Origin of the sequence: Pseudomonas sp. YL2 (assembly GCF_023063025.1) — a bacterium.
Classification (GTDB): domain Bacteria; phylum Pseudomonadota; class Gammaproteobacteria; order Pseudomonadales; family Pseudomonadaceae; genus Aquipseudomonas; species Aquipseudomonas putida_A.
Window position 1 is genome coordinate 37,603 of record NZ_JAJSLU010000023.1, and the last position, 22,299, is coordinate 59,901.

31 protein-coding genes are annotated in these 22,299 nt (G+C 57.7%); 10 read left to right on the forward strand and 21 right to left on the reverse strand.

Annotation, left to right across the window (positions count from 1 at the left end; translation table 11 throughout):
• Window positions 1–90 precede the first annotated feature (90 nt).
• The 4 genes from rplT to thrS are packed head-to-tail and all read right to left on the reverse strand — an operon-like array spanning window position 91 to window position 3,204.
• Complete coding sequence (gene rplT / locus LVD08_RS25235) at window positions 91–447, reverse strand: 50S ribosomal protein L20 (protein WP_002553161.1); 357 nt, start codon at window positions 445–447, stop codon at window positions 91–93.
• Window positions 448–475: 28 nt separating this feature from the next.
• Window positions 476–670 (reverse strand): 50S ribosomal protein L35, encoded by a 195-nt coding sequence (gene rpmI / locus LVD08_RS25240; RefSeq protein WP_002553160.1) that lies wholly within the window; start codon window positions 668–670, stop codon window positions 476–478.
• Between the two features lie 60 nt (window positions 671–730).
• Entirely contained in the window at window positions 731–1,282 is a 552-nt protein-coding gene (gene infC, locus LVD08_RS25245) for a translation initiation factor IF-3 (RefSeq protein ID WP_170929410.1), read from the reverse strand.
• Window positions 1,282–3,204, reverse strand: coding sequence for a threonine--tRNA ligase (thrS, locus tag LVD08_RS25250; protein ID WP_247269523.1), 1,923 nt, complete (start codon window positions 3,202–3,204; stop codon window positions 1,282–1,284). The genes infC and thrS overlap by 1 nt, the downstream gene beginning before the upstream one ends.
• 381 nt (window positions 3,205–3,585) lie before the next feature.
• On the opposite strand from thrS, the gene LVD08_RS25255 reads away from it, so the two are divergent.
• Window positions 3,586–3,885 (forward strand): hypothetical protein, encoded by a 300-nt coding sequence (locus LVD08_RS25255; protein WP_003226370.1) that lies wholly within the window; start codon window positions 3,586–3,588, stop codon window positions 3,883–3,885.
• Window positions 3,886–4,177: 292 nt separating this feature from the next.
• Window positions 4,178–4,390, forward strand: a complete 213-nt coding sequence (locus tag LVD08_RS25260) for a cold-shock protein (RefSeq protein WP_003179963.1) — start codon at window positions 4,178–4,180, stop codon at window positions 4,388–4,390.
• A 72-nt stretch (window positions 4,391–4,462) separates the two neighbouring features.
• Here LVD08_RS25260 and LVD08_RS25265 read toward each other — a convergent pair whose 3' ends face one another.
• Together LVD08_RS25265 and LVD08_RS25270 are read right to left on the reverse strand one after the other, a co-directional pair.
• Complete coding sequence (locus tag LVD08_RS25265; protein WP_007961248.1) at window positions 4,463–4,780, reverse strand: I78 family peptidase inhibitor; 318 nt, start codon at window positions 4,778–4,780, stop codon at window positions 4,463–4,465.
• A gap of 168 nt (window positions 4,781–4,948) precedes the next feature.
• Window positions 4,949–5,254, reverse strand: coding sequence for a hypothetical protein (locus LVD08_RS25270; protein WP_247269524.1), 306 nt, complete (start codon window positions 5,252–5,254; stop codon window positions 4,949–4,951).
• Between the two features lie 132 nt (window positions 5,255–5,386).
• Here LVD08_RS25270 and LVD08_RS25275 point away from each other — a divergent pair, with 132 nt between their 5' ends.
• Window positions 5,387–5,599, forward strand: a complete 213-nt coding sequence (locus LVD08_RS25275) for a hypothetical protein (RefSeq protein WP_096796226.1) — start codon at window positions 5,387–5,389, stop codon at window positions 5,597–5,599.
• Between the two features lie 33 nt (window positions 5,600–5,632).
• Here the strand turns inward: LVD08_RS25275 and LVD08_RS25280 are convergent, their stop codons facing one another.
• The 8 genes from LVD08_RS25280 to LVD08_RS25315 form a co-directional block, all read right to left on the reverse strand.
• Window positions 5,633–6,661 (reverse strand): nucleoside hydrolase, encoded by a 1,029-nt coding sequence (locus LVD08_RS25280; protein WP_096796176.1) that lies wholly within the window; start codon window positions 6,659–6,661, stop codon window positions 5,633–5,635.
• A 44-nt stretch (window positions 6,662–6,705) separates the two neighbouring features.
• Window positions 6,706–7,110, reverse strand: coding sequence for a D-ribose pyranase (rbsD, locus tag LVD08_RS25285; protein ID WP_027611553.1), 405 nt, complete (start codon window positions 7,108–7,110; stop codon window positions 6,706–6,708).
• The gene (gene rbsK / locus LVD08_RS25290; RefSeq protein WP_027611552.1) at window positions 7,107–8,024 is read right to left on the reverse strand and encodes a ribokinase; all 918 of its coding nucleotides are present in this window, start codon (window positions 8,022–8,024) and stop codon (window positions 7,107–7,109) included. The genes rbsD and rbsK overlap by 4 nt, the downstream gene beginning before the upstream one ends.
• A gap of 24 nt (window positions 8,025–8,048) precedes the next feature.
• Window positions 8,049–9,068, reverse strand: a complete 1,020-nt coding sequence (locus LVD08_RS25295) for a LacI family DNA-binding transcriptional regulator (protein ID WP_027611551.1) — start codon at window positions 9,066–9,068, stop codon at window positions 8,049–8,051.
• A gap of 3 nt (window positions 9,069–9,071) precedes the next feature.
• The gene (locus LVD08_RS25300; protein WP_007961238.1) at window positions 9,072–10,049 is read right to left on the reverse strand and encodes an ABC transporter permease; all 978 of its coding nucleotides are present in this window, start codon (window positions 10,047–10,049) and stop codon (window positions 9,072–9,074) included.
• Window positions 10,046–11,599, reverse strand: coding sequence for a sugar ABC transporter ATP-binding protein (locus LVD08_RS25305; protein WP_027611550.1), 1,554 nt, complete (start codon window positions 11,597–11,599; stop codon window positions 10,046–10,048). Before LVD08_RS25305 ends, LVD08_RS25300 begins: the two co-directional genes overlap by 4 nt.
• A gap of 57 nt (window positions 11,600–11,656) precedes the next feature.
• Window positions 11,657–12,613 carry a sugar ABC transporter substrate-binding protein gene (locus LVD08_RS25310; protein WP_003226388.1) on the reverse strand — a complete coding sequence of 319 codons (957 nt, stop codon included), beginning with the start codon at window positions 12,611–12,613 and terminating at the stop codon, window positions 11,657–11,659.
• A 202-nt stretch (window positions 12,614–12,815) separates the two neighbouring features.
• The gene (locus tag LVD08_RS25315) at window positions 12,816–13,271 is read right to left on the reverse strand and encodes a hypothetical protein (RefSeq protein ID WP_027611549.1); all 456 of its coding nucleotides are present in this window, start codon (window positions 13,269–13,271) and stop codon (window positions 12,816–12,818) included.
• A gap of 349 nt (window positions 13,272–13,620) precedes the next feature.
• On the opposite strand from LVD08_RS25315, the gene LVD08_RS25320 reads away from it, so the two are divergent.
• The 3 genes from LVD08_RS25320 (at window position 13,621) to LVD08_RS25330 (ending at window position 15,871) form a co-directional block, all read left to right on the forward strand.
• On the forward strand, window positions 13,621–14,709 hold the full coding sequence (locus LVD08_RS25320; protein WP_027611548.1) for an asparaginase: 1,089 nt from the start codon (window positions 13,621–13,623) through the stop codon (window positions 14,707–14,709).
• A gap of 177 nt (window positions 14,710–14,886) precedes the next feature.
• The gene (locus tag LVD08_RS25325) at window positions 14,887–15,177 is read left to right on the forward strand and encodes a DUF1654 domain-containing protein (RefSeq protein WP_003226395.1); all 291 of its coding nucleotides are present in this window, start codon (window positions 14,887–14,889) and stop codon (window positions 15,175–15,177) included.
• Between the two features lie 4 nt (window positions 15,178–15,181).
• Window positions 15,182–15,871 (forward strand): endonuclease, encoded by a 690-nt coding sequence (locus LVD08_RS25330; protein WP_003226397.1) that lies wholly within the window; start codon window positions 15,182–15,184, stop codon window positions 15,869–15,871.
• Between the two features lie 55 nt (window positions 15,872–15,926).
• On the opposite strand, the gene LVD08_RS25335 is transcribed toward LVD08_RS25330, so the two are convergent.
• Together LVD08_RS25335 and LVD08_RS25340 are read right to left on the reverse strand one after the other, a co-directional pair.
• Window positions 15,927–16,838 (reverse strand): siderophore-interacting protein, encoded by a 912-nt coding sequence (locus tag LVD08_RS25335; RefSeq protein WP_247269525.1) that lies wholly within the window; start codon window positions 16,836–16,838, stop codon window positions 15,927–15,929.
• 86 nt (window positions 16,839–16,924) lie between these two features.
• A complete protein-coding gene (locus LVD08_RS25340) occupies window positions 16,925–17,293 on the reverse strand; it encodes a sporulation protein (RefSeq protein ID WP_047293271.1) in 369 nt (122 codons plus the stop codon).
• A gap of 250 nt (window positions 17,294–17,543) precedes the next feature.
• Here LVD08_RS25340 and csrA point away from each other — a divergent pair, with 250 nt between their 5' ends.
• Window positions 17,544–17,738: a carbon storage regulator CsrA gene (csrA, locus tag LVD08_RS25345; RefSeq protein ID WP_003179932.1), complete on the forward strand. Its 195-nt coding sequence runs from the start codon at window positions 17,544–17,546 to the stop codon at window positions 17,736–17,738.
• A 213-nt stretch (window positions 17,739–17,951) separates the two neighbouring features.
• Here the strand turns inward: csrA and LVD08_RS25350 are convergent, their stop codons facing one another.
• Together LVD08_RS25350 and LVD08_RS25355 are read right to left on the reverse strand one after the other, a co-directional pair.
• A complete protein-coding gene (locus tag LVD08_RS25350) occupies window positions 17,952–18,407 on the reverse strand; it encodes a DUF2214 family protein (protein ID WP_183781335.1) in 456 nt (151 codons plus the stop codon).
• A gap of 37 nt (window positions 18,408–18,444) precedes the next feature.
• On the reverse strand, window positions 18,445–18,708 hold the full coding sequence (locus LVD08_RS25355) for a hypothetical protein (protein WP_143503098.1): 264 nt from the start codon (window positions 18,706–18,708) through the stop codon (window positions 18,445–18,447).
• A 470-nt stretch (window positions 18,709–19,178) separates the two neighbouring features.
• On the opposite strand from LVD08_RS25355, the gene LVD08_RS25360 reads away from it, so the two are divergent.
• The 3 genes from LVD08_RS25360 (at window position 19,179) to LVD08_RS25370 (ending at window position 20,901) form a co-directional block, all read left to right on the forward strand.
• Window positions 19,179–19,388: a hypothetical protein gene (locus tag LVD08_RS25360; RefSeq protein WP_103519845.1), complete on the forward strand. Its 210-nt coding sequence runs from the start codon at window positions 19,179–19,181 to the stop codon at window positions 19,386–19,388.
• 83 nt (window positions 19,389–19,471) lie between these two features.
• Window positions 19,472–20,197 (forward strand): hypothetical protein, encoded by a 726-nt coding sequence (locus LVD08_RS25365; RefSeq protein WP_247269526.1) that lies wholly within the window; start codon window positions 19,472–19,474, stop codon window positions 20,195–20,197.
• A 23-nt stretch (window positions 20,198–20,220) separates the two neighbouring features.
• Window positions 20,221–20,901: an SOS response-associated peptidase family protein gene (locus LVD08_RS25370; RefSeq protein ID WP_247269527.1), complete on the forward strand. Its 681-nt coding sequence runs from the start codon at window positions 20,221–20,223 to the stop codon at window positions 20,899–20,901.
• On the opposite strand, the gene LVD08_RS25375 is transcribed toward LVD08_RS25370, so the two are convergent.
• The 3 genes from LVD08_RS25375 to LVD08_RS25385 all read right to left on the reverse strand — a co-directional run bounded on the left by LVD08_RS25375 (window position 20,902) and on the right by LVD08_RS25385 (window position 22,238).
• Window positions 20,902–21,132: a hypothetical protein gene (locus tag LVD08_RS25375; RefSeq protein WP_098968401.1), complete on the reverse strand. Its 231-nt coding sequence runs from the start codon at window positions 21,130–21,132 to the stop codon at window positions 20,902–20,904.
• A 144-nt stretch (window positions 21,133–21,276) separates the two neighbouring features.
• Window positions 21,277–21,816, reverse strand: coding sequence for a lysis system i-spanin subunit Rz (locus LVD08_RS25380; RefSeq protein ID WP_247269528.1), 540 nt, complete (start codon window positions 21,814–21,816; stop codon window positions 21,277–21,279).
• Complete coding sequence (locus LVD08_RS25385) at window positions 21,816–22,238, reverse strand: cell wall hydrolase (protein ID WP_247269529.1); 423 nt, start codon at window positions 22,236–22,238, stop codon at window positions 21,816–21,818. Before LVD08_RS25385 ends, LVD08_RS25380 begins: the two co-directional genes overlap by 1 nt.
• Window positions 22,239–22,299 lie beyond the last annotated feature (61 nt).

Below are 22,299 nucleotides of genomic sequence, written 5' to 3' on the forward strand. Positions count from 1 at the left end.
AATAGGGGAAGAGCTTGAAGGCTCTTCCCCTATTTATGACGTTTAACACCTGGCCCCACAGAGGTGAGGCCGGGTGACTGTCGGGGGTACTTAAGCCAAGGTGGCTTTAGCTTTCTCGACAATCGCAGCAAACGCCGCTTTTTCGTTCACTGCCAGATCAGCCAGAACCTTACGGTCGATCTCGATGGACGCTTTTTTCAGGCCAGCGATGAAACGGCTGTAGGACAGACCATTAACACGAGCACCAGCGTTGATACGAGCGATCCACAGAGCGCGGAACTGACGTTTTTTCTGACGACGGTCACGGTAGGCGTATTGGCCTGCCTTGATTACCGCTTGCTTGGCAACACGGAATACGCGGGAGCGTGCGCCGTAGTAGCCTTTAGCAAGTTTCAGAATTTTTTTGTGACGCTTACGGGCAATGACGCCACGCTTTACACGAGCCATGAGTTACTTCCTCTATTCTTGACTAAAATTAACGAAGGCGCAGCATGCGCTCGACTTTTGCCACGTCAGACGGATGCAGCAAGCTGCTACCGCGCAGTTGACGCTTACGCTTGGTCGACATTTTGGTCAGGATGTGGCTCTTGAAAGCGTGCTTGTGCTTGATACCGTTAGCAGTTTTCAGAAACCGCTTAGCAGCACCACTTTTGGTTTTCATTTTTGGCATGTTCGGATACTCCGCATTCAGTTGATAAACATAATCAGAAGGCCTGCCGTGCCCTGTTGATTACTTCTTCTTTTTCGGGGCGATGACCATGATCAGCTGGCGTCCTTCCATCTTAGGATGCTGTTCGACCGAACCGTACTCGAGCAGGTCAGCTTCAACCCGCTTGAGGAGTTCCATCCCCAGCTCCTGGTGGGCCATCTCACGGCCGCGGAATCGCAAGGATACCTTGGCCCTGTCCCCGTCACTCAGGAAACGTACCAGGTTGCGCAGTTTTACCTGGTAATCCCCTTCCTCCGTCCCTGGACGAAACTTGATTTCTTTTACCTGAATCTGCTTCTGGTTTTTCTTCGCTGCTGCAATCTGCTTCTTCTTCTCGAAGATCGATTTGCCGTAGTCCATCACCCGGCAAACCGGTGGGACTGCGTCAGCAGAGATTTCTACCAGATCAAGCTTTGCTTCTTCAGCAATACGAAGCGCTTCATCAATCGAGACGATGCCAATCTGCTCGCCATCAGCGCCAATTAACCGAACCTCGCGTGCCGAGATATTCTCGTTGATCGGGGCTTTCGGTGCAGCTCGTTTATCTTGTCTCATTTCACGCTTAATAATAATTACTCCGAATCTGGGCGACCACGCCGGGAAACCGCTTGCGCGAGAAACTCAGCGAACTGGGCGACGGGCATCGAGCCCAGGTCAGCACCTTCACGAGTACGCACAGCGACAGTCTGCATCTCGACTTCCTTATCTCCGATAACCAAAAGATAGGGAACCTTGAGCAAAGTATGCTCGCGGATTTTAAAGCCGATCTTTTCATTTCTCAAGTCGGACTTGGCACGAAATCCGCTTTCGTTGAGAGTTTTTTCAACCTGAGCGACGAAATCTGCCTGTTTATCAGTGATATTCATGATCACTGCCTGGGTTGGCGCCAGCCACGCAGGGAATGCACCTTCGTAATGCTCGATCAGAATCCCGACGAAACGCTCGAACGAACCGAGGATCGCCCGGTGCAGCATCACTGGGTGTTTGCGGCTGTTGTCTTCGGAGACGTATTCGGCGCCCAGACGGACAGGCAGGTTGAAATCGAGCTGCAAGGTACCACACTGCCAGACGCGACCGAGGCAATCTTTCAGCGAGAACTCGATTTTCGGACCGTAGAACGCACCTTCACCCGGCTGCAGATCATATGGCAGACCCGCGGAATCAAGGGCTGCAGCCAGTGCCGCCTCGGCGCGATCCCACAGCTCGTCGGAACCCACGCGTTTTTCCGGACGAGTGGACAGTTTCATCTCGACGTCGGTGAAGCCGAAATCGCGGTAAACGTCCATGGTCAGCTTGATGAACGCCGCGGATTCGGCCTGCATCTGCTCTTCGGTGCAGAAAATGTGAGCGTCGTCCTGAGTGAATGCACGCACACGCATGATGCCGTGCAGCGCACCCGACGGCTCGTTACGGTGGCACGCACCGAACTCGGCCAGACGCATCGGCAGCTCGCGATAGCTCTTCAGGCCCTGGTTGAACACCTGCACGTGGCATGGGCAGTTCATCGGCTTGATGGCGTAGTCGCGGCTTTCCGACTCGGTGGTGAACATGTTGTCGGCGTAGTTGGCCCAGTGCCCGGATTTCTCCCAGAGGCTGCGATCGACCACTTGCGGGGTCTTGATCTCAAGGTAGCCGTTGTCACGCTGCACTTTGCGCATGTACTGCTCGAGCACTTGATACAGAGTCCAGCCGTTCGGGTGCCAGAACACCATGCCCGGTGCTTCTTCCTGGGTGTGGAACAGGCCCAGGCGCTTGCCGATCTTGCGGTGATCGCGCTTTTCCGCTTCTTCGATGCGCTGGATGTAAGCCGCCAGCTGCTTCTTGTCAGCCCAGGCTGTGCCGTAAACGCGCTGCAATTGCTCGTTCTTGGCATCGCCGCGCCAGTAGGCGCCGGACAACTTGGTCAGCTTGAAGGATTTCAGAAAACGCGTGTTCGGCACGTGCGGGCCGCGGCACATGTCGACGTATTCTTCGTGGTAGTACAGGCCCATGGACTGCTCGTTCGGCATGTCTTCGACCAGACGCAGCTTGTAGTCTTCGCCGCGGGCCTTGAACACTTCAATCACTTCGGCGCGCGGAGTGACTTTCTTGATGACGTCGTAATCCTTGTCGATCAGCTGATGCATGCGCTGTTCGATGGCGGCCATGTCGTCCGGCGTAAAAGGACGCTCGAAGGCGATGTCGTAATAGAAACCTTCGTCGATGACCGGCCCGATGACCATTTTCGCAGTCGGGTACAGCTGTTTGACCGCGTGGCCAACCAGGTGCGCGCAAGAGTGGCGAATGATCTCCAGCCCCTCTTCATCCTTTGGCGTGATGATTTGCAGCGTCGCGTCGCTGTCGATGATGTCGCAGGCGTCGACCAGCTTGCCGTTGACCTTGCCGGCCACAGTGGCCTTGGCCAGACCGGCACCAATGGATGCGGCGACCTCGGCTACGGAAACCGGGTGATCGAATGAACGTTGACTGCCGTCGGGAAGAGTAATAGTTGGCATGGCGCCTCCTCTCCTAGTGGTGACCCCTACCAAAGGTCACGTGGGTTGGGATGAGCCAGTACAAGATCCGATCCAGGCCATTCAATGACGAACGCCTGCCTTACAGCGGCAGGAGCCTTGCGGCCAACCGGAAAACCGAACCAGAGTGACTGGGATTCAAATCAGAATTTTCGCACGCTGACCGCTGCCGGGGCTGAAGGCCATCCGGAGCCTGAGAACGCTTGAGCCCGGCATGCTAGCACAGATGAGCGGTCATCGACGTCATCGAATTGAGGTGTTGCTGATTTGCGCATTTTTGCGGCGCGAAGTGAACTTGGGATATACGCTTTGCCTCAAATAGGCTGAGAATCGTCGCCGATATCAACCCAAGGAGTTTCCGACATGCGCCTTATCCGACTTTTTGCTTTCGCGGCCCCGCTGGCCCTGCTGCTGCCGCTGAGCGCCAACGCGGCCTGGCCTGCCGGCGTCAAAGCCCAATACATGAACGACTGCACCGCCGCAGCCAGCAAGAGCGTCAATCCGGCCGAAGCCAATAAACATTGCGCTTGCGGTGCCGACGTTCTGGAAAAGAAATTCACCACGCAAGAGATCGCGCAACTGATGGACAAGAACACCCCGCCAAGTGGTGAACTGGGTCAGCGCGCACTGAAAGAAATCTCGGTTTGCCGAGTGCAGAAATAAGCGCTGACGAATGTTTTTTCGGGCGTCCAGCAGGCTGAAAACCGCCAAAAAGACCCCGAAATCGATAATTTACGCAGGTTTTATAGCTTTTTTTACACCCTCTTCTTTCGGCTGAAAGCCACTGAAACCGGGGCTTGCAGACATTTCAGAGGTTGAAATCAATGCAATATGAAAGCAAACAGCACGTCCGGGGGGCTACCAAAGCGAACATTTCGACTATGATACTCCGGTGTGCCCAGTTGGCCTGAGCAGCACAGTACTACTGAAAATATATGTTTCTTGGAGATACACCATGTCTAATCGCCAAACCGGCACCGTTAAATGGTTCAACGATGAAAAAGGCTTCGGCTTCATCACTCCTCAAGGTGGCGGTGACGACCTGTTCGTACACTTCAAAGCTATCGAATCCGACGGTTTCAAAAGCCTGAAAGAAGGCCAGACCGTCTCTTTCGTGGCTGAGAAAGGCCAAAAGGGTATGCAAGCTGCACAAGTTCGCCCAGAGTAATTTCCCGGCGCACTAAAAAAACCCCGTCCATGTGACGGGGTTTTTTATGCCTGCAACAAAAGCGGTCTGCGATCAGCCGCAGTTGACGCGAGTGACCACCAGGTTGTTGTCGGTGTTCAGATTCAGGCGATCGGAACGGTACTCCAGAGTGATCATGTCAGTTGGCTTGAGGAAGCGGGCGTTTTGCGCGCCAGCCTTGGCACGAGCCTGATCGAGCAGTTCCGGCGAAGCCTTTTTACCGATGGCAAATTCCGCTGCCTTTGCTTCACAGCGGCTATGACCGGCATCGGTCGCCACAGGATCCTTTGCCGACTCGCTGGAGGTTGTGCTGCAACCGGCCAACATGGCAACGGCCATTAGTGCACCCAGAGACGCGAACTTCAAAGGCATGAAGCCTCCTTTTTTCAAATGGTTAAGCTGAGATCGTGCGACCGCCAATTCGGCGTTTGGTTTCACAGCCGGTGCCATCACCCTGCCCCACGACCCGGAAAAACGCTGAGTCTGCCTGAAGTGCGGGCACCGCATCCTCACGCAATCGTCACCGAATATTAACGAAGCTCAATAGATGTCGATGTAATCGAGCGGTGGATTCGGCCAGTTGTCTTTCAGCGCGTTGAAAATCTGCATCACCCAGACTTCATCGCTGGCCGCGACGTTGCCGACATAACCCGAGCCCTTGGCCCAGGTCTCTAGGCGAAACAGCAGGCCATCAATATCCTGCCCGCCGGTCACACCAGAGGAAATATAGGCAATCCCACCCTTGGTCACGCGCAGTTGCGTGTGCTCATCATCGCTGGCCGACGCCAGCAACTGGCGCACAGCGTCGAGTGTCAGGCCGTCGGGGGTGTTCAAATCGATCTGCACAGCACATTCCTTGGATCAGCCGGAAAAGACCAAGTGTCGCATAGCGCCGCGCTCATGCCTAAGTCGCAGTGCCAAACGCCCGCCAAAGTGGTTAACTCGCTTTCAGACATTTCCAACTTTTCGAGCGCACTCATGAACACTGTAAGCATCTCCGCCGACATCAAGGTTCATTGGCCGAAGGGGCACAGCTCGTACAGCCCGGGCAGTGCGGAGGAGCTGGCGTTGATCAGCATCGATCTGCTGGTCAAGACGATGGGAACCCAGGGCGCACAAACGTTTATCGCCCAGGTGTTCGAGCGGTACCAGCATGACGGCGAGAACACGCAGGACACCGAGAGAAAATAAAAACCCGCAGGCTGGCACCTGCGGGTCCAGGCCTTACTTCAAGCGCTTCAGACGCTCGGTCAGCAGATCGAAGAAGCCTTGAGCATCCCCATTTTCCACCCAGAAGGCGTTCTTCGGCGCCTTCAGACCGTCATACCAGTCAACGATGGTCTGGCCAAAAGTCGGACCTTCGCGACTATCCACCACAACGTTCACCGAACGACCGGTGAACAGCTCAGGCTTGAGCAGGTAAGCGATAACGGTAGCGTCGTGCACCGGGCCGCCCGGGATGCCGTAGTGCTCCATGTCACCCTTGATGTACTCGTTGAGGATGTCGCCAACGATCTTGCTTGCGTTGTTGTTCAGCGCGGCAATCTGCTTCAGGCGTGCGTCGCTGGTGAGGATCTTGTGGGTCACGTCCAGCGGCAGGTAGGTCAGTTTCACGCCGCTCTTGAGTACCACTTCCGCCGCTTGCGGGTCGGCGAACAGGTTGAATTCGGCCACCGGGGTGATGTTGCCGCCATTGAAGTGCGCACCGCCCATGATCACCACTTCCTTGATGCCATTGACGATCTCCGGCTCCTGGATCAGCGCCAGCGCCAGATTGGTTTGCGGGCCAAGCATGGCGATGGTGATGCTGTGCGGCTTGGCTTTTTTCAGGGTGTCGATGAGGTAGTTGACCGCATTGCCTTCGGCCAGGCCTTTTTTCGGCTCATGCACGGTGACACCCGACAGGCCTTCCTTGCCATGGATGTTCTCGGCGTAGATCGGCGTACGCATCAGCGGTTTCGGCGCACCGGCATACACCGGAACGTCTTCGCGCCCTGCCCATTCGCGAGCCAGGCGCGCGTTGCGCGATGTCTTGTCGAGGCGCACGTTGCCGGCCACGGTGGTCAAGGCGCGGATGTTCAGTTCATCCGGCGAAGCCAGGGCGAACAGCAAAGCGACCACGTCGTCGGCGCCAGGGTCGGTGTCGATGATCAGGTCGATCTTTTCAGCAGCCTGAGCGCCGGTGGCGGTAATAAAAGACAAAAGCAGCAGACTCCGAAGCAATTGGTGGAGTTTTTGAGCATAGCGGTGCATGGCGCATTCCTTGTGCTGATGAAAATGAAAGGGTCGGAACCCGATTAGAACGTTACCCCGGCCACCAGCACGATGTTGCAGTACGGCTGACATTCGCCTGTACGAACAATCGCCCGCGCCTGTCGGCTGAGAACCTTGAATTGCTCATGCGTCAGCAGATCGCGCCGACCGAGGGCACCCTCTTCTTGCAACTCGTCCAGCGCGACCAGGGCGGTCGGCTGCTTGTCGAGGATTTCGTTGGCCAGTACATGGCTTTCCACCTGCATTTCGCTGAGCACGACTTTCAGGGTACTGACAAAATCCGGAACGCCGTGGGTCAGCGCCAGATCAATCAATTCAACACCCGGTGGCACCGGCAGTCCGGCGTCACCGATGACCACCATGTCACCATGGCCCAGGGAGGCGATCAGCCGCGACAACGCGACGTTGAGCAGAGGAGTCTTTTTCATGCGGGTTTGAACGCCTGTACGTCGGACATGGTTGGAATGGAAGGTTGTGCGCCGGCCCGGGTCACAGACAGCGCTGCCGCGACTTGCCCGTACCGGATCGCCTCGGCCTCGGATTTGCCACTGGCGAGCGCCGCAGCAAAACCGCCGACGAAGGTATCGCCCGCGGCGGTGGTATCGACCGCCTGCACCTTTGGCGCCGGGAAGTGCTCGAAACCTTTGCCATTGGCAAACAGTGAACCTTGCGCACCGAGGGTAATGATGACCTTGCCCGCGCCCATTGCGATCAACTGGTTGGCAGCGCTTTCTGCGCTTTGCAGCGAATCGACCGGCAACCCGCTCAACGCGGATGCTTCACTTTCGTTGGGGATCAGGTAGTCGATGGCGGCAAACCAGTCTGCCGGTAGCGGACGACTGGCCGGCGCCGGATTGAGGATGACCGTTTTGCCCAGCGCACGTGCACGCTTGAGCGCATGCCCAACCGTTGCATCCGGGATCTCAAGCTGGCAGATAATCACGTCGGCCGCTTGCAGCACCGCATCAAAACGGTCGATCACGGCCGGGGTCATTGCACCGTTGGCGCCAGCAACGATCACGATGGCGTTCTGACTGTTGTCATCGACCACGATCAGCGCCACGCCACTGGAATCTTCGACCGTGCTCACCGCCTGACAATCGATTTGCTCGGCCAGCAATGCCTCACGCAATTGCACGCCGTAGTCATCGTTGCCAACACAGCCGACCATTGCCACCCGCGCACCCAGGCGCGCAGCAGCGACTGCCTGATTGGCGCCCTTGCCGCCGGACACGGTGGCAAAGGAATGACCGATCAGCGTTTCACCGCCCTTGGGCAGCCGTGGTGCCCGGGTGACCAGATCCATGTTCAGGCTGCCTATTACCACTACATTTGCTGGCATACATCACTACTCGTCAATTCGGTTTCAGCGGTACTCGGTGAATACGCCGGACAGCGGCGCAGTCGATTCGCGCAAGACAATACTCGGGGTCACGATCCGTTGATCGGTGACCAGACTCGGGGTAGCAATCCTTCGCAGCAACACTTCGGCAGCCATCTCGCCCAACTGCAGGATCGACTGGCCGACCGTGGTCAACGCCGGGTACACGTAGCGACTCATCTGGATATCGTCGAAGCCGATCACCGACAGCTCGCTTGGCACGCGCACATTGCGCTCGGCCGCCGCGCGCAGCACACCGATACCGATCATGTCGTTACCGGCGAAGATCGCACTCGGCGGATTGCTTTCAAGCAGGATCGCTGCCGCGTTGTAACCACCGGTGCTGGTGAAATCGCTTTCCAGCATGCGCTCGGCCCGTACCTTGATGCCCGCCTCCTGCAGCGCCCGACAAAAACCGGCCTGACGCATTTGCGCCACGCTGGTGCTCGACGGACCACCGATGGTGGCGATGTCACGATGGCCCAGCTCCAGCAGATGCCGCGTCGCCAGATAAGCGCCATACTCATGGTCGATGCGCACCAGGTCGGCGTCGACGCCATCCAGCCCGCGGTCGACGATGACCATTGGCGTCTTCACCCCGGCCAGCCCTTGCGCAAGTCCGATGTCACCACCGGCGGAGGCGACGATCAGTCCGTCGATGCGTTTTTCCAGCAGCACGCGCAAATAGCTGCGCTGTTTTTCCGGGTTGTCGTCAGAATTGCAGAGGATCACGCAGTAGCCGTTACGCTCGCAGTAATCCTCGATGCCCCGTGCCAACTCGGCAAAATACGGGTTGAGACTGTTGGGCACCAATAAGCCAATGGTCGCAGTGGTCTTGGCTTTCAGCGAACGCGCCACCGCACTCGGCACATAGTCGAGGCTTTTGATGGCCGCCTCGACCTTCAACCGCACTTCCTGGCTGACCGGGCGCGTCTTGTTCACCACGTGAGAAACCGTGGTGTAGGAAATCCCCGCGAGCGCCGCCACATCCTTGATCGTTGCCATCTGTTAGCCCCGTCGACTGGCGCGCTGGCTGCGATAGGTATCGAGCACTACCGCGATGACAATCACCGCGCCGGTGATGATGCGTTTGGTTGGCTCGGTCGCGCCGATCTGCGCCAGACCGGCGGCCAGTACCGAAATGATCAACACACCGAAAAAGGTGCTGATCACCGAACCACGGCCACCCATCAGACTGGTGCCACCGATCACCACGGCGGCGATCACTTGCAATTCGAGACCGGAGCCGGCATTCGGGTCTGCAGCTTCCAGACGGGAAATCTGGAACAGTGCGGCAATCCCGGCCAGCAGCCCCATCAGGCTGAACACCAGAATCTTGTACGGTTTTGGATTGATCCCGGCCAGCCGCACCGCTTCCTCGTTGGTGCCGATACCGATCAGGTAACGACCAAACACGGTGCGGGTCAGCACAGCTTGCGCAATGAATATCACCAGCAAGGCAATGATGAACGACGGCGAAATGCCGAACGCGATCGGGTTCGACAGCCAGGCAAACGAATCACCGATGTAGGCGGTGCGCGAACCGGTCATCTGGTACGCCAGGCCACGGGCCATTTCCAGCACACCGAGCGAAACGATGAACGACGGAATGCGCCACGCCACAGTGATCGAACCGGTCACCGTACCCGCCAGTGCCGCCACCGCCATACCCAGCAACGCGGCCGGCAACACGCTCCAGCCCCAGCCGAGAATCGCCACGCTGACTGTCGAAGCGGCAAGTGCCAGCACCGAACCGACCGACAGGTCGATGCCGCCGATGATCAGTACAAAGGTCATGCCCACCGCCAGCACCATCAGATCGGGAATCTGGTTGGCCAGCGTGCTGAAAGTGTCATAGGACAGAAAGTGGCTGCTCATCATCGAGAACAGCGCCACCATCGCCAACAAGGCCCCGGCCAGGCCCAGATAGGTGCCCAGACCGTAGAAATTGCCACTACGTTTGCCGGCGGAAGATGCAGTTTTCATGGGAGATCCCTAGGCGCCGCTTCATTGAGCAACGCATCACGTTTTTGGTAGCCGGCGAACGCGGCGGCAAGCAAATCATCCTGGGTCCAGCTGTCGCGCTCGAAGGTATCGATCAAACGCCCTGCCGACAGCACACCGATCCGGTCGCAGATCAGCATCAGCTCGCGCAGGTCACTGGACACCACCACCAGCGCCTTGCCCTGACGCGTCAACTCGCCCAGCAAGGCGTAGATATCGAACTTGGCACCGACATCGATGCCGCGGGTCGGCTCGTCGAACAACAGCACCGAGCAATCGCGCTCCAGCCAGCGGCCGATCACCACTTTCTGCTGGTTGCCGCCAGACAATTCCGACACCAACTGAGTTGGGCTGGAACTGCGGATGCGCATGGCGTTGATCTGACGCTGCGCCAGGGAAATTTCGTCGCTGGCATTGACGATTCCTGCCCTGGAAATCTCCGGCATGTTGCCCAGGGCGATGTTGGCGCTGATCGACTGACTGAGCAGCAAGCCTTCACCCTTTCGGTCTTCGGTGATCAAGGCAATGCCATGGTTCACCGCATCAACCGGCGAACGCACACTGACCACCTGTGCCGGCGAACCCAGCGCAATCGTGCCGCTGTCGGCCAGATCGGCGCCGAAGATCAGTCGCAGCAATTCGGTGCGCCCTGCCCCGATCAGCCCGGAAATCCCGAAGATCTCGCCGGCACGCACTTCGAAGGATACATCGCGCACCTTGTCGGAGCGGGTCAGGCCCTTGACCGTCAGGGCCGGGGCGCCGATCTTGCGCGGGCCCATGTCGATGTGTTCGCCCAGTTCGCGACCGACCATCAAGGTGACCAGTTGCTCACTGTTGTAGTTGGCCATCGGCTCGACGCAAACCAGATTACCGTCACGCAGCACGGCGATGCGTTGCGCGACGCGCGCCAGCTCTTCAAGGCGGTGCGAGATATAGATGATCGAGACGCCACGCGCCTGCAAGCGAGTGATCTGCTCGAAGAGCATTTCCACCTCGCGGGCGGTGAGCATCGCAGTCGGTTCATCAAGGATCAGCACATGGCAATCGCCGATCAGGTTGCGTGCGATTTCGACCATCTGTTGATGGCCAATGCCCAGTTCGCCGACCAGGGTGTCCGGGTCAATGGCATCGAGGCCGACCTGCGCCATGGCTTCGATCGCGGCTTTGCGCAATTGCTTGCGACTGATCCAGCCGCCGTTGCTCGGCAGATTGTCGAGAAACAGGTTTTCCGCCACCGACAGGGTCGGCAGCAGATTGAGTTCTTGCATGACCATGCGCACGCCAAGCTCTTCGGCCTGGGTGCGGCTGCCCGGACGGTAGTCCTTGCCCTGGAATTGCATCTGACCGGTGGTGGGCGTAACCAGACCACCAATGATCTTCGACAGCGTGCTTTTACCGGCGCCATTCTCACCGGTCAGCGCCAGCACTTCACCGCGCATCAGCGTCAAGTCGATGCCCGTGAGCACCGGTTGCGCATAGGTCTTACCGATACCGCTGACCGAGAGGACAGCGTTCGGGGCGGAAACTGACATAAAAAACTCTCCATGCGCTCGTCCGGACGGACGAGCGCCGTTGTGTCGCCGGAAGACTTACTTAGTGACCAGCTCGACTGGCGTTTCGATCACGCCATTGACGCCGCTGTCGACTTTTTCGCCCTTGAGGATTTTCAGCGCAGTCTCGATACCGAACACGGCCTGCTTGGCAGCGAACTGATCGGCCGTCGCCAGCACACGACCATCCTTGAGCATCGGCTTGATCGCATTGATGTTGTCGTAACCGACCACTTGGACCTTGCCCGCCTTGCCAGCAGCACGCACAGCGGAAACAGCGCCAACGGCCATGCTGTCGTTACCCGCCAGCAGCGCCTTCACATCCGGGTATTCGCTGAGAATCGACGCAGCAACCTTGTTGCCCTTGTCGATCTCCCAGTCACCGGATTGCAAGGAGACAACCTTGATCTGCGCCGCCTCCATCGCATCCTTGAAGCCTGCGGTGCGTTGCTGGGCGTTGGTGGTGGTGGACACGCCTTCGATGATGCCAACCTCGTCACCGGCCTTCAGTTGCTTGGCCAGGTATTCGCCGACCAGACGCGCACCTTTGCGGTTGTCCGGGCCTACGAAAGGCACGCTGATGTTTTTGCTTTTGACGATCTGCGGATCAAGCTGGTTGTCAATGTTGATCACAGTGATGCCGGCATCGACGGCTTTCTTGATCACCGGCACCATGGCTTTGGAATCGGACGGTGCGATGACCAGCGCGTTGACCTTGGCCAGAATCATCTGCTCGACGATGCGGGTCTGGCCGGCGGTATCGGTCTCGTCCTTGATGCCGTTGGAGATCAGGTCGAAGTCGGCGGAGTGTTCTTTCTGGTAGGCCTTGGCGCCATCTTCCATGGTCAGGAAGAATTCGTTGGCCAGGGATTTCATGACCAGTGCGACTTTGGGTTTTTCCGGGGACTCGGCGAAAGCCGAAGAGACAGGTAGTGCGGCGGCTGCGGCAGCCAGCATAGCGACAGCAAGAAGACGTCCAGCGAATGGCAGCTTCATGGGTTCACTCCGATCTTATGATTATTGTGAGCAACGCTCGCGCTGGCGTAAGCTTCAGCGCTCTCTTCCGGACAATAGTGCACCGGGGAAGCCGCGCAAACGTTTGCGTAGACCGAACTATGCGAATCCCGCCGACATTTGTCAACAATCAGAAATCGTCGTTGTATTGCGGGGCGCAATCGTCTGATTCACCCCTTACCGCTTAAGCCGTGGTGCTGACCAGGTTGCCGCTGGTGGAATCCTTGGACATTTCCTTGACCAGTGCCGCTGCGACTTCCATCAGCGCGCCGCTGGTTTGCGCGATCTGCCCCTGAACGGACATCACCGCCTGTGACTTGGCCTCGGGCGTCGGATAGCTCGCCGCCTGGGCCGCCGCCAGTTGCTGTTGCTGCTCTTGCAGTTGCTTCTGCAATTCCTGCATGCGCTTGAGCAACATTTTTACGGTCACGCTCAGACTGTCGCCGCTGTCAGCGCTATCCGCCTTGCTGGCTTCTTGCGCGGGACCACCGGTGCGAACTTGATTGCTCGGTTCTTTTTCAACGCCAAGCGCCTCGTCGGCCGCATCTGCTTCCGCCTGGTTCATTGCATTGATTGTCGCTGCGGTTTTACCGCCAATGGTGACTGAGCCGGGATTTGAAAAACCGATCGTCAGTGACATGTGAACTCCCTAAATAAACGTTTCCTTCCACAGCCATCGGCCTGCTGACGGGTTTCTTTAGCAGAAGACCTGAAACCAACAAGCCGTTGCGGTCGCCAGGAGGTGCAATCCCTTTCGGTGAACCGAACACGAAAGCTTCCTTTGTTCGGAAACCCGGATGAGCCATTCATTCAAGAATCCGAAAACTTACAAAATATTGATATAAATCATCAGGTTAAACATTTCTCTAAAGCAAAGTAGCACTGGTACAGATCCTGCTCCCTAGCCTGCACCCTGGGCATTCAGATCGGCTCGGGGCGCATCTAGATGAACCTGCATCAGCACCGTCTCACTACTAGAGAGAAAAATAATGAAATCTGCTTTCAACACCTTGGTTCCGGGCGCTTTGGCCCTCCTCCTGCTCCTGCCCACTGCCCTTCAGGCAAAAGAAGTCGAAACCCAGACCAAACTCGCCAACGTCGTAGTGCTTGCCACGGGCGGCACCATTGCCGGTGCCGGCGCCAGCGCAGCCAACAGCGCCACCTATCAAGCGGCCAAGGTCGGCATTGAACAACTGATCGCCGGCATACCCGAACTGAGCAAACTGGCGAACGTGCGTGGCGAACAAGTCATGCAGATCGCTTCGGAAAGCATCACCAACGACAACCTGCTGCAACTGGGTCGCCGCGTATCCGAGCTGGCCGACAGTAAAGACGTCGATGGCATCGTCATCACCCACGGCACCGACACCCTGGAAGAAACCGCGTACTTCCTGAACCTGGTGGAAAAAACCGACAAGCCGATCATCGTGGTCGGCTCGATGCGTCCGGGCACCGCCATGTCGGCGGACGGCATGCTCAACCTGTACAACGCCGTCGCCGTCGCCAGCAGCAAAGAAGCGCACGGCAAAGGCGTGCTGGTAACCATGAACGACGAGATCCAGTCCGGTCGCGACGTCAGCAAAATGATCAACATCAAGACCGAGGCGTTCAAAAGCCCTTGGGGTCCGCTGGGCATGGTGGTTGAAGGCAAATCCTACTGGTTCCGCTTGCCGGCCAAGCGTCACACCATGGATTCGGAATTCGACATCAAGAACATCAAGAGCCTGCCTGACGTAGAAATCGCCTACTCCTACGGCAACGTCGACGACACCGCTTACAAGGCTCTGGCCCAGGCCGGCGCCAAAGCGATCATCCATGCCGGTACCGGTAACGGTTCGGTGTCTTCGCGCGTAGTGCCATCCCTGCAAGCACTGCGTAAAGACGGCGTGCAGATCATCCGCTCGTCCCACGTCAACGCCGGCGGCTTCGTCCTGCGTAACGCCGAACAACCTGACGACAAGTACGACTGGGTGGTCGCTCACGACCTGAACCCGCAAAAGGCCCGCATCCTGGCCATGGTCGCCCTGACCAAAACCAACGACAGCAAAGAACTGCAGCGGATGTTCTGGGAATATTGATTGGCCCTCGCCTGACCCTTTCGGGTCGGGCAACCCGCTCACCACTCGCCCGCGCGGCGGGTGGTGCTGCCACTTACGCTGAGCGCGACTTTTTCGTACAAAATAATCGACCCGGCCTACACCAAAAGCGGAAAAGCGCTGTCAGAGGATTTTCTTGAATTTTAAGCAGTTGCGAAAATGCTTACAGTTAAATACTGTATGCACGTACAGCTTAATAAGGATAACCTCGTGGCCACCTCTCCTGATGCTCCTGACGCTTACGAACGCATGGGCATGCGCGTTCAGAAAATCATCAATTCCCCTACCGCACAAAAAGCCAAAGCCGCACTGATCTTCCGTCTGCCGGACGAGCCTGTGGATGCATGGGAGCAACTGCTCGAGGAAATCGACGAGAACGACAACGTCACACTCGCCTATCGCGACGATGGCGGCGTGCAGATTTTTTGGGTTGTGCCGAAGGAAGATTGATTCAATGAGTGTCCGCTGTTTTGCTTTGCTGCTGCTGTTCATCGCTTTTGGCGCCCAGGCTGGCGCGCCCCGCACTTTTACCGAGGCCAAAAAGGCCGCCTGGAAACTCTATGCACCGCAGTCCACCGAGTTTTACTGCGGGTGCAAGTACACCGGCAACAAGGTGGACTTGAAGGCATGCGGTTACGTGCCGCGCAAGAATGCCAAGCGTGCTTCACGCATCGAATGGGAGCACATCGTCCCGGCGTGGGAATTCGGTCACCAGCGTCAATGCTGGCAGTCGGGCGGGCGCAAGAACTGCACCCGCTATGACCCGAGTTATCAGAAAGCCGAAGCCGACCTGCACAACCTGGTGCCGAGCATTGGTGAGGTCAACGGTGACCGCAGCAACTTCAGTTATGGCTGGCTGCCGGTGCAATCCGGGCAGTACGGCTCGTGCCTGACCCAGGTCGACTTCAAGGCCAAGAAGGTCATGCCGCGCCCGTCGATTCGCGGCATGATCGCGCGAACCTATTTCTACATGAGCAAGCAGTACGGCTTGCGCCTGTCAAAACAGGATCGGCAACTGTACGAAGCGTGGGACAAAACTTATCCAGTGCAGGACTGGGAACGTCAACGCAATCAGAGCGTGGCTTGCGTGATGGGACGCGGCAATGAATTTGTCGGGCCGGTAAACCTGAAAGCCTGCGGCTGATTCTTCAGCGCAAAAGAAAAGGCCTCGAACGTGATGTTCGAGGCCTTTTTTGTTTTTAGCTGCCAGCCTTGTTGTAGCGCCAGTAGCCCATCAGATTGAGTGACTCGCGGGGGATACCGCACTCCCTGATCAGGTATTTGCGCAGACGCATGACCGCCGCGCTTTCTCCGGCAATCCAGCCATAAAACCCTTCAGGGGCCGTGTTGGCGATCTCCCAGAGTATGTCTTTGTCGATATCGACTTCGGCGAGTTCGGCAGCTTGCCCGACCGATGAATCCTCTGCCGGCAGGAACGCCTGCTGCACTGCCTTTACCATCAGCGCCCCAGCCACTACTTCTGGCGCCTGATCGCGAATCAGCCACTGCACCGACAGCCCAGGCCAATCCGGCACCGGGAGCATGTCTGGTGCGCTGTCCACTTCAAAGTAAGCCTGAGTCTGAGGCGGTTCAGCCATGGCAGCCAACTCGTCAAGAATGCCCATGGCGGCCGGCAATGCCGTGGCATCGGCCACCAGCAAAACCTCCTTGAGCAGCTGCGGCGGTTTCCATTCAAACCCTCCGGCGTCCTGTACCGAGAAATTAGTGTCGGGAGCAAGAATCTGCATCGACGCTCCCGGCTGCGCACGTAGCGCCCAGCGCGACGCGGGCCCGGTTTCGCCATGCAGAACAAAGTCGATGTCGACCTCGCCTTGCTCGGCGCGCAAATGACGAATGGTGTAGGTACGCATTGCTGGCCGCCGGCTCGCCAGCATCGAACGAAAACGCGCGTACCAGCCCTCCTCCTGCGCAAGACTTGCAGGCGATCCATCTTCAGCAGGGAAGAACAATTTGACCCGCTGATCCGGCGCCCAAGTGGCCATGCCACCTATCGAAGGGTCGGCGAGCGTGATCCGCATCATGTGCGGACTCACCAGCGTCTTGCGGTGCAAAACCGCATTGAAGAGTTTGTAGGGAGCGGCGGAGGCCATGCGGAGCTCCTTCGAGAAATCGTGATTGACTCGTATAAGACGAGTCACCGGCGATATCCTTTAGGCCGCTCCGCTGAAAGTGCTGCTTACGGCGCGAGCGGATGCTCGACGATCACCGACTCGACGTTCTGCTTCTTGGCCTTCACCAATGCCGCATCCACCTCTACCTTGCGCGCTTGCGCGTCGGCCTGGGAGTTGAACGGACCAATCAGGATCCGCGTCTTGCCACTGCTGTCCTTGATCACGGTCGGCACGAACGCATGCTCGATCAACCAGCCACTCAGGTCACTGACAGCCTGAGGCGTTTCGCCGCGTACTTCGAGGTCCCATTGCGGGGCGGACGCTGCCGCAGGTGCGGCCGCGACGGCCGTTTTCGGCTTCTGCACGTCTACACTCTTGCCTTCACCACATCCCGCCAATGCCAGTGCCGCGACCATCCAGACCAATTTGCGCACAACGCTTTCCTCGAAAATCACAAAGCGGCGATCTTAACATTCATAAATACTTCGCGAGGCCCGCAAAATGGGCACAAAACAACGAGATTGATGATTGCAGCCTCTGTATAGTTACGCCCTGGGAATTAATGCCGCATCTGCGCGTCAGAAAGAGGCACCCAAACCGTGAGACTTCGCACTAATCTATACGTACCACCGACCTCTGCACTGTCTGAATCAGGTGCCCTACAAAGCAATCAAGGAGAAGACCATGCTGATACTCACCCGCAAAGTCGGTGAAAGCATAAATATTGGTGATGACATTACGATCACCATCCTCGGCGTAAGCGGTCAGCAAGTCCGTATCGGCATCAACGCCCCGAAAAACGTTGCCGTGCACCGTGAAGAGATCTATCAGCGCATTCAGGCTGGCCTGACCGCCCCGGACAAGCCACAAACGCCCTGAGCCGCATTGCAGTCAGTAGCCAGTCCGTTTGCCTTCGCGTAAGACTGGCTAAAGATTCACGCGCCGTACTGCCATCCGCGCCCCACTCCGCTGGGCACGGCGCCTGACACTCTCCTCGCCTTTACCCCTTCTTCTGCTGCAGCGCGATACTACCTGCGACTACCCAGCCTGGCTGTCAGACATTTCCGAGAGGACACAGGGAATTGCTCCCTGCTAGCCGAACGTCACGCCGCGCGCCATGCCGGTAGCTGCAATCATCATCAGTACCAACAGCAGCGCCTCGACATGGCTGATCCGCGCGAACAGCTTTGCACGTCCGGTATCGAGCACCTTGCCCCGCGCCAATGCGATCCGCCATTTGACCAGCGTGATCATCGGCGCCAGCTCTGTCAGCAGAATCAGCACGAACAACGTCATCTTCAAATGAAACAGCGGCTGGTGCAGATAGTAGTCAGTGCCCTTTTCGAAGCCACCGAAGGCGCGCATGCCACCGGTCACCAGTAGCACCAGCGCAGCAATCCCCCACAGATTATCAGCGAGCAAAACCCGCCTGGCCTCACCGACGCCAGCGGCCAGACGACTGAACGCCGTGCCACGGGTCAACACGGCCCAGAAGCCCAGTGCAAAAGCCAAGAGATGAATCGCGGCGAGAAACCAGTGAACCAGCATCGACGAACTCCTTTGAGAAAGCCCTGGAAAACGCCAGTCAGTAGTAGTCGAAAAAAACCGGTTTCGCCCGCACACGATCGTGGGGTTGGAAAGCTTCGCACTGGAAGCCGGGAGACAAAAAGCGCAATTCACCAAATCGCAGGCAAAAAAAATCCCAAGCAGCTGATGGAAGCTTGGGATTTAAAAATGCATAAACCGTGGTGGTGAACGCGGGGCAGATGTTACTGAACTTCACGATCAGCAACAACATTTTTTTGATAACCGGTCGGTTAAAAATACCGGTAACCCCTTCAATATCCACACTTTTTCGACGGATCCAAAAAAAGAACAGAACGCAATATCAACAGATCGTGTTATTTCGAAACACGCTAAGCGCTTGGGTAACGGAACAGATGCAGTGTCGAGAGGTGCGCTGAGGTGGGGGTTTTGAAAAAACTTTGCAAAAGTTTTGCAAATCGCAGACAACAAAAAAGGGCCCACCTTTCGGTGAGCCCTTCTAGACCGCCCAGCAGAGCGGATTTTGTTTGGTAGGCGCGATTGGACTCGAACCAACGACCCCCACCATGTCAAGGTGACTTCGGAATTATCGTAAGCTCCTGATTTGCAACGAAAACACTGCCAAAGCATCAGGGTAAAAAACCGCCATTATCCCCTATAAGAATCAACAACTTAGCGCTGTATTTTCCTACAGTATTCCAACCTTCTCCGGCGTTCTGCCACCTGAAAAACCAATCCCCCTGCTACGCTGGTTTCGTCCACGGAGGAAACCAAATGCCAAACTCTGACCTGCTCCCTTCCTTGCTCTTCAAGATCAACGAAAACCAGCTCGCCCTCGAAGCCGCCATCATGGAGCTGTCCAACTGGGTCGAGCAGCGTGGATCGGCAGATGTCGCTGAGAACATCCGCGGCGCACTCTGGACGATCGACAAGAACGAGGAGTTCATCAAAATGACCCTGGCGGTTTTAATGGCGCCCGACTGACAGCTCGTCGCCTTCCCCTCGCCCGCTCGTCACGTCTCGATTACTGTACATGCATACAGCATCTGTACAGCGAATCTCCCTCCATGAATTTCGACCAAGCAAAATCTCTCCGGCTCCAGCAATGGCGCGCGACTCTCGACGACCAAGACTTTCGCATGCAAAACCCGGAGGCACATCGGGAAACGCTTCATCAAATGGCTGGTGCCCTACATACAGAGGGACTGATCGATCAGCTTGAGCAATTCGATATGAACGAGATGGCAGACGCCGCCTACTGGCATTCTGTAGAAGAGCTGCAAAACTCGCCGGGCCAGTACCGCGGAGCGTCGACCTACGATGTCGTGCAGGTCGACACCGGTAGGCTGCTTGGCAATATCAGCCGTTCCATCTTCAACTTCGAAAGCGACGAACCACGCGGCGCCTCGTTTCCCTACGACGGCAAGGTTTACTCTGGCGCGGACGGAGTGCGGCTGACCTTGGGGCTTTCCCGAAAGATCGGGACAATCTCGGGCCTGTTTCTGGAACTGAATGGGCGCCGGTACCAGCTCGTTGAAACCGAGCGGGTTGTTCGCGGGGTTGATTACAAGCCAATGGATGATCCAGACGCTTACCGCGCTCTGGTTGATGCGGCTCAAATCGCCAAAGAAGAGCGAGACCTACGCGCTTTTGAAAAGGTGCGACCTCACATTGAGTCGGCGGCCTTCTGCATGTGCCCTGCCTGCCTCGATCAGTTTGGCGCCCGGGAAGACTGCCCAACCTGCTCCGGAAAAGGTTTTGTGACGAAGCCCGCGCCCGCGGGTCTACGCTGAAGAAACCATGCGAGGATCGGGCAATGTGCGGACGACTATCCCAGTACAGCGGCATTCATGACTTCGTGGCGGCGCTGAGCATGCCGAACGCGCTCATAAACTCAACCGGCGAGCAGCCTTTCGAGCGTTACAACGCCGCGCCGACCGCCCAGCTCGCCCTTTTTCACCAGGAAGGCCAATTCCTGCACGCCGACATGGTTCGGTGGGGATGGCGACCGCACTGGGCAAAAGACCGCGCCGCGCCAATCAATGCTCGCGTTGAGAAAGTCGCCTACGGCCCATTCTTCCGCGCGATCTGGCCGCACCGAGCGATCATCGCGATCAATAACTGGTTCGAGTGGGTCGACGAAGGCGGGCCGAAAAAGCAGCCCTATTTGATCAGGCACCGGGACCAGTCACCAATCCTGTGTGCCGCCATCGGCCAATATCCGAACGAAGAGCACGACCCGGGCGAGCACGACGGCTTTGTGATCATTACAGCCGACAGCGCCGGGGGAATGGTCGATATCCACGACCGGCGGCCGGTGGCGTTATCGCCTGAACTCGCACGGGAATGGTTGGATCCGGCCACGCCGAAAGAACGCGCCGAACAGATGGTGCTGCACCAGGGCGAACCGACAGAGGTTTTCGAGTGGTTCAAGGTTGATCGGGCCGTGGGGAATGTCCGGAATCAGGGCCCGGATCTGATTAAACCCATCGATTGATCAACTGTGCGTCAGCGTTTTCAGGCGCTCCACCAAAGCGGCTTCGAAAATGATGTACAGCCTTTCAGCATCGCCGGCGCGCAAAGCCCCGCCGGTTTCCAGTCCAAGCACGAAGCCATCCGCCCGTGCTCCCGCCTTCACAGCGATGATCATCGAATCGGCCCGGACAATCTGCGCCAGCAGCCGATCGGCCTCTCTTTGCATCTTCTCGCTCAGCACCACGCCTTCCACATCAGCCACCTATTACCTTCACTACGACATCCAATAAATGACAGAAAGAACGACTGAAACCCAGATAATCGTCATCACAATTGAGTAACCAGCCAGTTGCTTGTCCATGTGCCCGCATCATCCAGATCGAACATAAATGATGGTTTACCGGTGTTCACCTCGCAACGATAGCGACGAGCCATCACTCAGCGCACGCACGTAGGCCTGGCAAGCCTGCAGCGCAATCAGCCCCCGGTCGCCTTCGTCGGTGATGGCGATAATTCGTTGAGCATGCGCTGGGTCAAGTCGGGCTCGTACGGCTGCATGATCCAAGCCGCCGGTGCCGGCGGTGCCAGGCACCCCGCAGCCTTTGGCGGCGTCGGTTGCGTCAAGGAGGACTGACAGGCGCAAATCAGAAGTGGCAAGGCGATCGCGCAGGCGATCTTGATCACGTTGAGCATCGGTCATTTTCCTGAAGTGAGTTTGCTCGCTGGTCGCCAGCTGCTGCTCGAGCGCCAAACGCTTGTCCTGCTCGGCCTGCTGCGCGTTCGCCGCGGCCTGAGTCAGTTTATTGAGGGTTTCGGCGTGCTGCTGGGCTTGCTCGGCCAACTGCTTGCCATAGCGCCAGTCCTGAAACTGCCAGGCGCTGCCGGCGCCGACCAGCACCAGCGCCAGCGCGCCCACCGTTTTCCACGGCACGACCATCACGGCACATCCCGGAAGAACACGTGCCCGCCCAACTTGAGCGTCTGCTTGGCCTTCGCCGCCCAGGCCGGCGCTTTGATGCTGGTGGCGTAGTAGTGAGTGGCGCCGCCGGTGGGATCCGACACCTTGCCGTCGATCACCTGATCAGCAGCAATTCGGCACTGAGCCAGCTCACGGAATGGGATCTCTTTCACGCCGATCAGGAATTGATAGTTCGGGTCGGTCTTGTTCCAGCAGCTGAATTGGTACGGCTTCTGGCACACGCCGGCGTAGCCCTCGCCCCACCACGAATTGGTTTTTCCATCGAAAACACGGTTGCGGATTGTCCAGGCCACGGCGATCTGGCCGGCAGTTCCTTCGCCGCGGGCCTCGCCCCACAGCGTGCGGGCGAGTATGTCACGGTCTTTTTCGGTTACAGGCATCACTTTTCTCCAGGCAAAAAAATACCCGCTCGATGGCGGGTTGCGGTCTGACGCGGCGATC